This is a genomic window from Streptomyces cyaneus (assembly GCF_004028635.1).
In the GTDB taxonomy this organism is placed as follows: Bacteria; Actinomycetota; Actinomycetes; order Streptomycetales; family Streptomycetaceae; genus Streptomyces; species Streptomyces cyaneus.
Map to the genome: position 1 here is coordinate 711,572 of NZ_RQJW01000005.1, position 13,410 is coordinate 724,981.

A 13,410-nucleotide genomic window follows, 5' to 3' on the forward strand; every position below is an offset into this window, starting at 1 on the left:
GACGTCGAGGGGGCGTACGCGGCATGACTCTCGGAGACGAACGGGAGACCTCCGGCGGTTACGCAGGCACCGGTCAGACCCGGACCCGGCTGCCCGAGAGCGGCGGTGACCTGTACGGGGGCGCGCGGCGAGGCGGCCGCTCGTCGTCCCGGAGCCTGGTCACCGTGGTCGGCGTGGTCGTCCTCCTCATCGCCGCGATCGCCTTCGCGAACCGTGGAGGCGACGACTCCGATTCAGCAGGCGGGGACGAAAACCAGCCGAAATCCTCAACCACGGCAGCAAGCGGCTCACGCCCGGTGGAGGGCAAGGCCGGGGGGATTCCGGCGGGGTTCGCGCAGGATGAGGTGGGGGTGCAGAGTGCGGCGACCAACTATGCGGTGGCGCTGGTGTCGGCCGACATCCTCCAGCCGGCCCGGCGGGCCGAGATCGTCCAGCAGGTCTTCGTCGTCGACAAGCAGGCGGAGCTCGCGGCCAAGTTCGACAAGGCGTACTCCAAGGAGTTCCTGAGCAGCATCGGGCTGGACGAGAACGGCAACGCGACGGCGGGCAACACCTACGTCTCGCGCACCGTGCCCATCGGCACCAAGGTCACGAGCTACTCGGACTCCGCCGCGACCGTCGAGGTGTGGTGCACCGGCGTGTTCGGCATGGCCGGGGAGAGCTCGACCAATCCGGCCAGCAGCGACTGGTTCACCATGACGCTCCAGCTTCGCTGGGCAAACAGTGACTGGAAGGTCGAGAGCTTCTCCCAGAAGGACGGCCCCGCACCCGTCCCCGGGGACAACCGGGCATCCAGCGCCGATGAGATGGCCAAGGCCGTCGAGGAGTACGGAGGGTTCACGTATGCCCGATAGCCCGCGCCGCGTACTCAGGGTCGCCGCCGCCTTCACTGCCGTACAGACCACAGTCGTACTGCTGGCCACACGTGCCGTCGCCGCGCCCACACCGTCACCGACCCCGTCGGGCGACAACTGCGACCTCATCGTCGGCCCCGCCAAGGACTACTGCGAAAAGGACACCGGCGGCACCGGCGGCACCAGCAAAACCCCGTCCCTGACCGACCCCACCGCCACCCTCGACCCCCTCTCCTCCCTCGCCAAGGGCTGCGCCGACGCCGCCGGCTGGACCGTCAAGCAGCTCAGCGAGGCCGTGAAGGAGACCGCGAACGTCGACTTCACGAACCAGAAGTTCCTCCAGCAGTACGCGGTCGTCTTCGCGGCATCGACGATCCTCACGCTCCTCCTGTGGCTCCTGGCAGTGGCCAAGCGAGCCGTCCGAGGCGTCCCCCTCACCACCGCCATCTCCGAGGCGATCGGCTTCCTCTGGCTCACCGTCCTCGCGTCCGCGTTCACGCCGCTGATCCTCTACACGGTCGTATCGGCCACGGACGGCGTCTCGGACGTCCTCGCGAAGGCGACGGGCGACCAGACGGACACCTTCTTCGGCACGTTCGCCGGCGCCCTGGAGAAGGGCGAGAACATCGGCGGCGGCCCGATCATGCTGATCGTGGTGTCCCTGGTCTCCATCCTCGCCGCCGGCATCCTCTGGCTGGAGCTCGTCATCCGCGCCGCCCTGCTCTACGTCGGCGCCCTCCTCGGCACCGTCGTCTACGCGGGCCTGGTCGACAAGAACCTGTGGGGCCACGTCCGCCGCTGGGCGGGCATCATGATCGCCGTCATCCTGGTCAAGCCGGTCATCGTCATAGTGCTCGGCCTGGCCGGCGCCCTGTCCGCCGACGACGGCCCGGACGCCTTCTCGGCCGTCGTCTCCGGCCTGGCCATCATCCTGCTCGCCATCTTCGCGAGCGCGATGATCTACCGCTTCGTCCCGGGCTTCGGCGACGAGATCGCCGGCTCCCGCAACAACCGCATCATGAGCGGCGCCGAGGGCAAGGCCGCCGCGGTCATCAGCTCCCCGGCGACCCTCGTCGCCCAGGGCATCAAGACGCACAGCTCCCGCGCGGACAACAACGGCGGCGGCCAGTCCTCCGGCGGAGCCCGCCCCGGAAACGCCGTCTCCGGCGGCGTCGCCGCGCACAGCACGCGCTCCTCGAACTCAGGCGGCGGATCTGTCCCCTCCGCCGCACCTGCGCCCCGTTCGAGCAGCCCGGTGAACACCCCCCACGCCAGCAACACCCGTAACAGCAGCAGCAACCGTTCAGGAGGTGACGGGCGTTGACGACCGAGTCCCACGTGTCCCACGCGGTCACGCCCCGCCGTACATATCTGATCGGCCGCGCCCGGCCGAACGCGATCGTCGGCCGCAACCGCGAGACCGGAGAGATCGCGCTGATCATCGGGGGCGCGTTCCTCGGCATGATGTGCGGACTCCTCGTCCCCGTCCTGTCCCTGCGCATCGTCCTGCTGATGGGCTTCCCGCTGATCGCGCTGGCCGCGGTCTACGTGCCGTACAAGCACCGGACCTTCTACAAGTGGTACGAGATCAACCGCAGCTACAAGCGCACCCTCCGCCAGGGCACGACCTACCGCTCCGGCGCCGTCGAGGCCGGCACCCACCTCGACGGGCGGGAGGTCGAGATCGGTCCGCCGCCCGGCATCGGCCGCATCACCTGGCTGGCCGCCCCCTTCGGGCCGGACGAGATCGCCGTACTGCTCCACGCCGACCGCCGCACGGTCACGGCCGCGATCGAGATCGAGGGGCCCGGCGTGGGCCTGCGCGACTCCGAGGACCAGGAAGCCCTCGTCGACCGCTTCGGCACCCTCCTCAAGCATGTGGCGAACGGCGACGGCTTCGTGACGCGCCTGCAGATGCTCGCCCGCACCCTTCCCGCCGACCCGGACGCCCACGCCAAGGACGTCGCCGTACGAGGCGACGACCGGGCCCTCGGCTGGCTGCAGCAGTCGTACGACCAACTCCAGTCGATGGTGTCGACGAGCAGCGAGCAGCACCGCGCCTATCTCGTCGCCTGCATGCACTTCAACCGCGAACTGGCCGCCGAGGCCCAGGCGATGGCCCGCGCGGCCCGCCCGCACGGCGGCAAGGTCGACCGGGACGCGGGCCTGGCGGTCGTCATGGCGCGCGAGCTGACGGACATCTGCTCGCGCCTCCAGGAGGCCGACATCCGCGTCCGGCAGCCCCTCGGTCAGGGCCGTCTGGCCTCTCTCATCCACTCCATGTACGACCCGGACCACCCGATCGACCACATCCAGGCGATGACGAAGCGCAACGCCTGGCCGGCCGAGCTGGACGCCATGGAGCCGACGTTCTTGCAGGCCAAGACCCGGGAGTCCTCCACGCGCGCGCCCTGGTGCCACGCCACCGCCTGGGTGAAGGAGTGGCCGATGACCCCGGTCGGCGTCAACTTCCTGGCGCCGCTGCTGGTCCACACCCCGGACGTCATCCGAACGGTCGCTGTGACGATGGATCTCGAACCCACCGAGGTAGCCATCGAACGCATGCTGACCGAGAAGACGAACGACGAGGCGGAGGCCAGCCGCGCCGCCAAGATGAACCGGACCGTCGACCCCCGCGACATCGCCGCCCACAACCGCCTCGACCAGCGAGGAGAAGACCTCGCGAGCGGTGCCGCCGGCGTCAACCTGGTCGGCTACATCACCGTCTCCTCCCGCTCCCCCGAGGCCCTGGCCCGCGACAAGCGGACCATCCGGGCGTCGGCCGGAAAGTCGTATCTGAAGCTGGAGTGGTGCGACCGCGAGCATCACCGGGCATTCGTCAACACGCTCCCCTTCGCCACCGGCATTCGGAGGTAGGACCTGATGCGGGACCCGCTGTCCGTCCTCACCGACGCCTTCACGTCCTTCCTCTTCGGGAAGGTCGAGACGACCCGGCTGCCGGTGCGCACGTCGACGGGCCAGGCCCAGGCCGTCTACCTCCCCACCGCCGCGCCGGGTCTGGGTGACTCGGGGGTGATCATCGGCCGCGAGGTGTATTCCGGCAAGGGCTACATCTACGACCCCTTCCAGCTGTACGGCCAGCAGCTCCCCGCCCCGCACTGGCTGGTCCTCGGCGAGTCCGGCAACGGCAAGTCGGCCCTGGAGAAGACGTACGTCCTACGCCAGCTGCGCTTCCGCGACCGCCAGGTCGTCGTCCTCGACGCCCAGGGCGAGGACGGCGTCGGCGAGTGGAACCTCATCGCGCAGGAGCTGGGGATAACTCCCATCCGCCTGGACCCGATGGCGGCCCTGGACATGGGGATCCGCCTCAACCCGCTCGACCCCGCGATCACGACGACGGGCCAGCTCGCCCTGCTCCGGACCATCATCGAGGTCGCGATGGGCCACGGCCTCGACGAGCGCTCGGGCTTCGCGCTGAAGGTCGCGCACGCCTACGTCAACGAGACCGTCGTCGAGCGCCAGCCGGTCCTGACCGACATCGTCGAGCAGCTACGGCACCCCGAGCCGGAGTCGGCGGAGGCGATGAACGTCGCCATAGACGACGTACGGGCGTGGGGCTTGGACGTGGCGCTGGTGCTGGACCGTCTGGTCGACGGTGACCTGCGCGGCATGTTCGACGGTCCGACGACGGTCGGCATCGACCTCGACGCGCCGCTCATTGTGTTCGATTTGTCCCACATCGACCGCAACTCCATCGCCATGCCGATCCTGATGGCGATCGTCGGTGTTTGGCTGGAGCACACCTGGATCCGCCCCGACCGGAAGAAGCGCATCTTCCTGGTCGAGGAGGCCTGGCACATCATCAACAGCCCCTTCGTGGCCCAGCTCTTCCAGCGCCTGCTGAAGTTCGGCCGACGCCTGGGACTGTCCTTCGTCGCCGTGGTCCACCACCTGTCCGACGTCGTGGACGGCGCGGCGGCGAAGGAGGCGGCCGCGATCCTGAAGATGGCGTCCACCAGGACGATCTACGCCCAGAAGGCGGACGAGGCGAGAGCGACGGGCCGCGTGCTGGGCCTGCCGCGCTGGGCGGTGGAGATCATCCCCAGCCTCACCCCCGGCATCGCGGTGTGGGACGTCAACGGCAACGTCCAGGTCGTCAAACACCTGATCACGGAGACGGAACGCCCCCTGGTCTTCACCGACCGCGCGATGACCGAGTCGTCCGCCGACCGCGAGCTGACCGACGACGCCCTGCGCGCCGCCGAGCTGGAGGCGGAGGAACGGGCGGCGGCCTTCGTGGAGCAGCACCTCGGCGACTCCGAATCGACGGTGGCGTAGGGCTAAGGGGGCAGTGTGAGACCGGACGACCGCCGAGCACACCGGGAGCACCGGGACCACCGGGACGGCCAGGGAGGCATCCCCGACGGCCTGCTCATCGGCATACTCGCCTTCCTCCTCGGCATGACCCTGCTGGTCTGGACGGCCACGGGCCTCGCGGCCCTGCTCGCCCACGGCTCCTGGCCCTCCGGCGTCACCTTCACCCGCACGCCCCTGGCCATGCGCGCCCTGATCGCCCAGCCACACGACATCCCGGGCGCATGGCCTCAGACGCCGGAGGGTCAGCTGTCCGGGTACGGCCTGTTCTGGGGGCTGTTCATCGGCCAGCTGATGGTCCTGATCGTGCTGACCGTGTTCGTGATGGGGACGGTGGCCCGGTGGAGGGCGGTCAGGGCGGGGCGGAGTGTGGGGAAGACGGGCGTCGGGGAGGGGCAGGGGCCGGCGGAGACACCGGCACCGGCACAGGCGGCGGCACCGGCACCGGTACCGGCATCACATGATGTACCGGCGCCCCGAACGGAGCCGCAGCTGGAGCCAACTGGGCATTCTGATGCCGCTCGACCGACGACGGTCACCACGCCCGGGGGACTCAGCGAACCGGCGGGGACCGGGGCCGACCTCCACGCGTCTGGGCCCGGCGAACGGGTGGGTGCGTGGGAAAGGCTTGTCGTAGCCACGAGGGAAAGCCGCCAATCAACCGCGACCCAGGCAGTACTCGACGCGGAAGGCCCCACCCTCGTAGTCACCTCGAACGAGGCCCTCTGGCAGGACACAAAGGACGCCCGCTCAAAACTCGGCCCAGTCCTCCTCTACGACCCCACCCACCTCTGCGACACCCCGGCCCGCATCCACTGGTCCCCCACCACAGGCTGCGAGGACAAACAAACCGCGGCCTCAAGAGCCACCGCACTCCTGACCCCGGTCCGCCCCACCTCTCGCCTGGACCAAGCGGTCAGCGACACCGCCGAAACGCTACTGCGCAGCTACCTCCACGCCGCGGCCATCGACGGCCGCACCATCCGCCACGTCCACCGCTGGTCCCAGGGCACCCAGATCCAGGACGCCGTACGAACCCTCCGTACGAACCCGAAGGCGGCCCCGGGCTCGGCAGGCGAACTCGAAGCCGCCCTCACAGCCCACCCCGAACGCCGGGACATGGCTCAGGAGTTGACGACCCGCGCACTCTCCGCGCTCTCCACGGTCAACATCCGAGAGTCCTGCACTCCAAACCGAACTGATGCCCTCACCTTGGATTCCTTCGTCCATGAAGCGGGCACGCTTTATGTGGTGGGTGAATCCATCGAGGACCCCCGAGCCAACCCGGGCGCCATGCCACTCCTGACGGCCCTCGCCGCAAGCGTGGTCGAGCGCGGCCGGCGCATGGCCGAACGGTCATCCTCCGGTCGCCTCGACCCACCACTGACGCTCGTCCTGGACGACGTCGCCGCCGTGGCTCCGCTTCCCCAGCTGCCGGAGCTGCTGGCCACCGGAGCGGACCGGGGCATGCCGACCCTGGCCCTGCTCCGGTCCCGCGAACAGGCCCGCTCCCGCTGGCCGCACGACGAACTCCCGGTGTAGTCGCACTCCCGGTGTAGTCGCACCCCTCCGCCCCTCGCCGAGCGCGCTGGGCATGACACAACACGCGACCCCTGAACGCTCCTTGTGCCCTAGCGCGCCCCGATTCCACAGCAGCACCACAGGGAACCGGTGAAGGGGGGCCGGCAACTGCGCGAAGCCCTCAGCCGGATCGAGGGGAGCGCCACATGCCCACACCACCCAATCCGCCCACACCGCCCGCTCCGCCCAATCCGCCCGGGCTCCCGGTACCCGTACCTCACCCACCCCCGCCCACCACCGAAGAACTCCCGCACGCCAGACGGGGCATGTACAAGGCGACCTACTCGCCCGTGGCCATCCCCCAGCGCACAGGCGGCGGCACCGACAGCCAGGAGCTGATGCGGGGCCCCGAGAAGGCGGCCTTCGTACGGTCGCTGGAGATCGCCCAGCCGGAAGCGGACGAGCTGCGCGAGCGCGGCACCGCCCCCGCGGGCGTACTGGACGCCCTCACACCGTCCACCACCCCGCTCCCTGCCCGGCTGGGCCCCGTCCCCACGCCCGACCTCGTCCAACTGGCCACCGCCCTGGCCGAGTTACGCAAGGACGCGGCGGAACAACTCCGCTCCCCCGCGCCGACCGGCTTCGCGGCCACCCTCACAGCGGCGGCGCCCACCGAAACACCCGCGGAGACCGAATCCAGGGCGGCGACGGCGCTCACGAGAGCCGCCTTCGCCGAACAGGCCGCCGTGGACTTCGCCAAACGCGTCGCCATCACCCCCGTCGGCCGACTCCACCTCGAACGCATCGACATGACCCCGGCCGGCACGGAGCGCGGCGAGTTACTCTCCACCATTCCCCTCTCCCCCAAGGAGACGGTGAACGTCGTACACAAGGAATGGTCGACGATCACCGACACCTTCGAATCGGTGGTGAAGGACGAACTGGAGAGCTACAGCGAGAAGGGCGTCACGGAAAAGACCGAGCTCAGCCAGTCGGCCGAGTCTCAGACCAAGGTCGCCAACGCCCTCGACCTCAGCGCCCATGTGTCCGGCAGCTACGGCTTCGTCACGTTCTCCACCGACTCGAGCTTCAAACACGAGGAGAACGAGTCGACGACCCGCCGGGAAAGCTCCAACCACAGCATGGAGCTGACCCAGAAGGCCTCCCTGCGGGCGAAGAAGGAACACAAGGTGACGATCTCCACGGTGTCGGTGGTCGGCAAGGAGGAGACCTCGACCCGGACGCTCACCAACCCGAGCGCGACCCAGGCGATGCGCGTCGACTACTACTCGCTGATACGCAAGTGGCGGGTACAGCTCTACCGTTACGGCCTGCGGATGACATACGACCTGGTCCTCCCTGACGTCGGCGCCGGCTTCCGGCGCACGTACACCCGGCTGCGCCGCATCGACACAGAACTGGCCAAGTCGTTCGTCTTCGACCTGGACCCGGAGAACATCACCGAGGAGAAGCGCAAGCAGCTCCAAACGCAGTACCACGTCATCCTGGAGCCGGAGCCGGACCTCCAGCAGGAGGTACGCACCACCCCGCAGCACTACGAGTTCGGCGACAACGACGGCGTCCACACCGCGGTGGTCGACTTCGAGATCCCCGACGGCTACGCGGTCAGCAAGACGCACATCCTCGCGGAGCTCGGCAACTTCAACAAAAGCGGCCGGATGTTCATGCTGCTCGGCTTCACCGGCAATCTCGCCCGCGACGGAGTCGCCTTCCTGGACGAGGACCTGACGGCGCCCGCCTTCAACGGCATGCGCGGCAAACAGAACTTCCTCTTCACCTCCCGGCTGATCGACCAGCTCTCGCTGACCCTGCGGTTCACGGTCAACCGCACCGACGAACACAAGTACGCCTGGCAGCTGGCCTGCTGGGAGAAGCTGCGCGAGGCGGCGCTGACCATGTACAACGCCCATCGCCGGCGTCTGGAGGAGGAGCGGACCGCGCTGTACGCGACGCTGTCGGGGACGGACACGCTCACCCTGCGCCAGGAGGAGCACGAGGAGATCATGCGGGTGGTGCTGGGCTGGCTGTTCGGGCCCGGCTTCGACCTGATGCCGTCGGACGTCCACGACCTGTACCGCCCGACCCCCGCCGGGGACCTCCTGGAGATCGGCGAACCCAGCGGCCTCCCGGGCGCCGAGGCCGACAAACTGAAGGAGTGGAAACTCGCCCTCCACTACGGCGAGGTCGTCAAGTTCCTGCACCAGGCCATCGAGTGGGAGAACGTCCTCTACTTCCTCTACCCGTACTTCTGGGACCCCAAGGAGAACTGGGACTCCGTCCGCTCCATGAACCACCCCGACCCGACCCGGCAGTCGTTCCTGCGGTCGGGGGCGGCGCGGGTGGTGCTGACCATCCGGCCCGGTTACGAGGAGTCCTTCGCCGCCCTCATGGAGAACGGCGCCTTCAGCGACGAACTCCCACCCGATCACCCGTACATGACGATCGCCCAGGAACTACGGGCGTACGCGCTGCGGACGTATCCGGGGATCCCGGCGGCAAATCCGGGCGGCGGCCCCATCGCGGACGACAAGCTGCGCGGGGTACTGGTCAACGAGTGGTACCAGTACACGCCGACCAGCGGCGTCGACATCGGCATCGTCATGCACGACCCCGAGTGAGGCAGGACGGACATGGGATCCTCCTCCCCCTTCCTCGGCCCGGCCGGCATCCGGCGCGATCTGGGTCAGCTGCCGTGCAGCGGGTGGCCGGTGCGCCCCGGTAAGAAGTCGGCCTTCGAGTACACGGCCGCCGAGCTGTTCATCCGCTACCAGTTCGGCCAGTGGTTCCCCGCGCAGTACAAGCCGGCGCTCGGCTGCGCGGTCACCTGGCAGCTGGACTATCTCTTCTGGTCGTACGACGCCGAGCGGTTCTCGCCCGAGGTGGCGGCGATCCTCAAGTACATGCGGACGGACTTCGTGAACGCCTCGACGCTCCGCCAGATGGAAACCTTCCGCAAGGCCCGGGAGAGCGGCAAGCTCACCGAGCGCATGCTGGAAAACGCGATCGGGTTCATCAAGGGCTTCCGCAAACCCGACATGTGCGGGATCACCGGCTCGACCGACCCCGCCCGCATCGAACTGGTCGAGGTCAGCACCGAGGGCCAGCTCGCCCCGACCCGCAAGGAACTCCAGGAGAAGATCGCCCAGTTACGCACCCAGGTCGTGCCGCCCGCGATGGCGGAGATCCTGGCGCGCGCCCTCCAGGGCCGCTACACGGCAGCCACCCGGGGCATCGAGGTGGCCGCCTCCCCCTTCCGCCCTTCCCTCCGCGTCTGCCCCCTTCCGGTGCCGAGCGTGAAGGTCAAGGACATGAAGGGAAACCAGGTCAAGGGGCCCTTCGGCAACGACGTGACCCGCCCACTGCGCTACGACTGGATCTGCTTCGAACCGACCTTCGCCGACCCGTCCGGCACCGGCGAGGACGGCCTGGTCCTGTACCACATCCACACGATCTCCCTGGAGGAACTGCAGCAGTACAAGGTCCCCCCGGAGCTCCTTCGCGACGCCCAACAGATCGTCCAGCGCTGGTACACCGAACGCCGTGGCCCCCAGCTCCTCCCCGAGCTGCTCCCGGTATGGACGAAGTACGAGCGCACCTTCGACGACGACACCATGCGCCTCTTCGCCTACGGCGCCGCCGGCCTCGTCGCCATCCTGGCCCTGGCCAGTCTCTACGGCATCGCCGCGCTGACCACCGCGGCACTGGCCGGCGGCGCCGCAGCCGGCTCAGCGGTGCTGGAACCGCAGTTGATCGGCTTCGTGGCGGCACTCGGGACGATCAGTCAGGTCACGTCGGACGCGACGGAGGCCGCACAGGCATTGAGTGGCTTCGCGCAGGCGGGGCTGGCACAGGGCAGGAAGTGACCTGAGGCTGTCCGGGAGCCGCCATCGGCAGCCCCTGGACAGCCTCTAAGCGCGTTCGAGGACGAACTCCAACTCGGACTCCCCCGAATCCTCGCCGAGCGGCACGGTCACTCCGCTCGGCACGAACCCCACCTTCCTGTAGAACCGCAGCGCCCGCCCGTTCTCCTCGTGCACGATGAGCCGCACCCGCTCCGCACCCCGCGCCCATGCCCACTCCAGGGCGGCGTCGAACAGGACCTCGGTCAGCCCGTTCCCCCGCTCCTCGGGCCGCACGAACACAGCGACGACATGCCCCTGCTTCCGCTCCACCGGAAGCCCCGCCCAGTCGTTCGTCCCCGGCTCCTCGACGAGCACGGTCAGCGTCCCGACCCACCGCCCGTCCGGCCCTTCGGCGATGATGGTCTGCGCCTTCTCGGCACCCTCGCAGGCCCCCGCGGCCCGCTCCTGCCAGAAGGAGTCGGGCTGGGCCACGGCCTCCTCATAGGTCGTCAGATAGGCGATCGGCGCGACCGGATCCCGCAGCGCGGCAAGCCGCAGCTCCTTCGCGGCGGGCCACTCGTCGGCACGTATGGACCGGATGACGTAGGCCCCAGGGTTCATGGTGCTCATGACGGCCACCGTAGTACCCGGGTACGACATCCCTCACCCGGAATACTGCCCACGGTCCTGTCCTGGCCGATCCCACAACCCGCACGATGGACCACGTGAACCATGTGCCGGAAGAGCGAGCGACGACGGAACCCCTCACCCAGCACGTCCAGCGCATCAGCCGCCGCATACGCGCCTTCGACCACCGCCACCCGCTCGTCTGGGACCTGCACCTCACCGGCTTCTGGGTGACGGCGGCCCTGATCGACTACTCCGGCGGCGGCTGGCTCAACGTGGCCCGCGACCGCGACAACCCCGGTTGGCTGATCCTCACCCTGAGCCTCGGCCTCTCCGTCCCCCTCCTCCGGCGCCGCACCCACCCCCGCGCCGCACTCCTCGCCATCGCCCCCTTCGCCCTCGTCAACGCCTGGACCGGCGCCGCCCTTCAAGCGTTCCTGCTCCAACTGCTCGTCGTCTTCCACATCGCCCTGCGCCGCCCCTCACGCAATCTGTGGTGGGCGACGGCCCTGATCACCACACCCGTCGCCGTGCTGGCCGCCCGCCACCCGCAGGGCAGCCCGGACCGCGACATCGTGCCCGTGCTGATGTCCATCGCCGTGGCGGCAGCCATCGGCATCACCGTCCGCACCCGCCGCGAGCACACCGAGGCCCTCGAGGACCGCGCCCGACGCCTGGAGATCGAACGCGACCAGCAGGCCCAGCTCGCCGCAGCGGCCGAACGCGCCCGCATCGCCCGAGAGATGCACGACATCATCGGCCACAACCTCTCCGTCATCACCGGCTTGGCCGACGGCGGCCAGTACGCGGCCGCCAAGTCCCCGGAACGCGCCGCCCAGGCCCTGCAAGCCATAGGCACCACCAGCCGCCAGGCCCTCGGCGAACTACGCCGACTGCTCGACGTCCTACGCGAGGAGAACCACTCCCACGAACCCCACCCCGACCTGACCCCCCAACCCACGCTCACCGACCTCGACCAGCTCATCAACGGCGTACGCGCCGCAGGCCTCCCCGTCACCACCACCACCCACGGCACCCCCACCCTCCCCCCGGGCCGCCAGCTCACGGTCTACCGCGTCCTCCAGGAGGCCCTCACCAACACGCTCAAACACACCGGCCCCGGCACCACGGCGGCCATAGAGCTCTTCTACGAGGAGAGGGGCGCCGTCACCGCGACAGTCACCGACACCGGCAGTGGCGGCCCCGCCCCCGGCGCCGCACAGTCCACGGGCGGCCGCGGCCTCCCCGGAATGCGCGAGCGAACGGCCCTGTACGGCGGCACACTTGAGGCCGGCCCACGCCCCCACCCCGAACAGGGCTGGCGCGTCCACCTGCACCTCCCGGAGGAAACCCAGCAGTGACCACCGTCCTCATAGCCGACGACCAGCCCCTCCAGCGCTTCGGCTTCCGAATGCTCCTGGAGAGCCAGGACGACCTGACGGTCCTGGGCGAAGCCGCCAACGGCAGCGAGGCAGTCCGCATGACCGCGGAGCTGACCCCCGACGTGGTCCTGATGGACGTCCGCATGCCCGGCCTGGACGGCATCGAGGCCACCCGCCGCATCACCACCGCCGGCGACCGCACGCGGGTCCTGATCCTCACCACGTTCGACCTCGACGAGTACGCCTACGCCGGCCTCCGCGCAGGCGCCTCCGGCTTCCTCGTCAAGGACGCCCAGCCGGAGGAACTCCTCTCCGGCATCCGCGCGGTGGCCACGGGCGACGCGGTGGTGGCCCCCAGCCTGACCCGCCGCCTCCTCGACGCATACGCCCACCATCTGCCGACGCAAAACCCGTCCGGCGGCCCGGAACCCACAACCCTGGACCCCCGCCTGACCGCCCTCACCGACCGCGAACGCGAAATCCTCACGGTGATCGGCCAGGGCTGGACCAACACGGAGATAGCCACCCGCCTCCATCTGGCCGAGTCGACGGTGAAGACCCATGTGGGCCGCATCCTCGCGAAGACGGGCTCACGGGACCGAATTCAGGCGGTAATCCTGGCGTACGACACAGGCCTGGTGAAGCCGTCCTAAAACGCGAAAAGGCCCACACCGTAAGGTGTGGGCCTTTTCTCAAAATTTGTTCGGCGGCGTCCTACTCTCCCACAGGGTCCCCCCTGCAGTACCATCGGCGCTGTAAGGCTTAGCTTCCGGGTTCGGAATGTAACCGGGCGTTTCCCTCACGCTATAACCACCGAAACACTATGAA

Annotated in this window: 10 protein-coding genes and 1 rRNA gene; 9 read left to right on the plus strand and 2 right to left on the minus strand. The window is 69.2% G+C overall.

The window, feature by feature from the left end; translation table 11 throughout:
- Nucleotides 1–23: 23 nt before the first annotated feature.
- From EHO50_RS21950 to EHO50_RS21980, 7 genes are all read left to right on the plus strand, one after another.
- Entirely contained in the window at nt 24–854 is an 831-nt protein-coding gene (locus EHO50_RS21950) for a DUF8175 domain-containg protein (RefSeq protein ID WP_128432403.1), read from the plus strand.
- Nucleotides 844–2,178, plus strand: coding sequence for a hypothetical protein (locus tag EHO50_RS21955; RefSeq protein WP_128432406.1), 1,335 nt, complete (start codon nt 844–846; stop codon nt 2,176–2,178). Before EHO50_RS21950 ends, EHO50_RS21955 begins: the two co-directional genes overlap by 11 nt.
- Nucleotides 2,175–3,731 carry an SCO6880 family protein gene (locus EHO50_RS21960; protein WP_128432408.1) on the plus strand — a complete coding sequence of 519 codons (1,557 nt, stop codon included), beginning with the start codon at nt 2,175–2,177 and terminating at the stop codon, nt 3,729–3,731. Before EHO50_RS21955 ends, EHO50_RS21960 begins: the two co-directional genes overlap by 4 nt.
- Before the next feature lie 6 nt (nt 3,732–3,737).
- Nucleotides 3,738–5,153, plus strand: coding sequence for an ATP-binding protein (locus EHO50_RS21965; protein WP_128432411.1), 1,416 nt, complete (start codon nt 3,738–3,740; stop codon nt 5,151–5,153).
- Nucleotides 5,154–5,168: 15 nt separating this feature from the next.
- A complete protein-coding gene (locus EHO50_RS21970) occupies nt 5,169–6,731 on the plus strand; it encodes a type IV secretory system conjugative DNA transfer family protein (RefSeq protein ID WP_128432413.1) in 1,563 nt (520 codons plus the stop codon).
- A 305-nt stretch (nt 6,732–7,036) separates the two neighbouring features.
- A complete protein-coding gene (locus EHO50_RS21975; RefSeq protein WP_128432415.1) occupies nt 7,037–9,349 on the plus strand; it encodes a hypothetical protein in 2,313 nt (770 codons plus the stop codon).
- Between the two features lie 12 nt (nt 9,350–9,361).
- Nucleotides 9,362–10,594 carry a hypothetical protein gene (locus EHO50_RS21980; RefSeq protein WP_128432417.1) on the plus strand — a complete coding sequence of 411 codons (1,233 nt, stop codon included), beginning with the start codon at nt 9,362–9,364 and terminating at the stop codon, nt 10,592–10,594.
- A 45-nt stretch (nt 10,595–10,639) separates the two neighbouring features.
- Here EHO50_RS21980 and EHO50_RS21985 read toward each other — a convergent pair whose 3' ends face one another.
- A complete protein-coding gene (locus tag EHO50_RS21985; protein WP_425472243.1) occupies nt 10,640–11,203 on the minus strand; it encodes a GNAT family N-acetyltransferase in 564 nt (187 codons plus the stop codon).
- Nucleotides 11,204–11,289: 86 nt separating this feature from the next.
- On the opposite strand from EHO50_RS21985, the gene EHO50_RS21990 reads away from it, so the two are divergent.
- Nucleotides 11,290–12,561, plus strand: a complete 1,272-nt coding sequence (locus EHO50_RS21990) for a sensor histidine kinase (protein ID WP_128432423.1) — start codon at nt 11,290–11,292, stop codon at nt 12,559–12,561.
- Nucleotides 12,558–13,235, plus strand: a complete 678-nt coding sequence (locus tag EHO50_RS21995) for a response regulator (RefSeq protein WP_128432426.1) — start codon at nt 12,558–12,560, stop codon at nt 13,233–13,235. Before EHO50_RS21990 ends, EHO50_RS21995 begins: the two co-directional genes overlap by 4 nt.
- A gap of 48 nt (nt 13,236–13,283) precedes the next feature.
- On the opposite strand, the gene rrf is transcribed toward EHO50_RS21995, so the two are convergent.
- Nucleotides 13,284–13,400: ribosomal RNA gene (rrf, locus tag EHO50_RS22000) — 5S ribosomal RNA — on the minus strand.
- Nucleotides 13,401–13,410 lie beyond the last annotated feature (10 nt).

Bases quoted from the DNA above. Each gene is read 5' to 3' on its own strand.
- EHO50_RS21950 (WP_128432403.1), top strand. From the start codon at position 24: ATGACTCTCGGAGACGAACGGGAGACCTCCGGCGGTTACGCAGGCACC.
- EHO50_RS21955 (WP_128432406.1), top strand. From the start codon at position 844: ATGCCCGATAGCCCGCGCCGCGTACTCAGGGTCGCCGCCGCCTTCACT.
- EHO50_RS21965 (WP_128432411.1), top strand. From the start codon at position 3,738: ATGCGGGACCCGCTGTCCGTCCTCACCGACGCCTTCACGTCCTTCCTC.
- EHO50_RS21975 (WP_128432415.1), top strand. From the start codon at position 7,037: ATGTACAAGGCGACCTACTCGCCCGTGGCCATCCCCCAGCGCACAGGC.
- EHO50_RS21980 (WP_128432417.1), top strand. From the start codon at position 9,362: ATGGGATCCTCCTCCCCCTTCCTCGGCCCGGCCGGCATCCGGCGCGAT.
- EHO50_RS21985 (WP_425472243.1), bottom strand. From the start codon at position 11,203: ATGAGCACCATGAACCCTGGGGCCTACGTCATCCGGTCCATACGTGCC.
- EHO50_RS21990 (WP_128432423.1), top strand. From the start codon at position 11,290: ATGGACCACGTGAACCATGTGCCGGAAGAGCGAGCGACGACGGAACCC.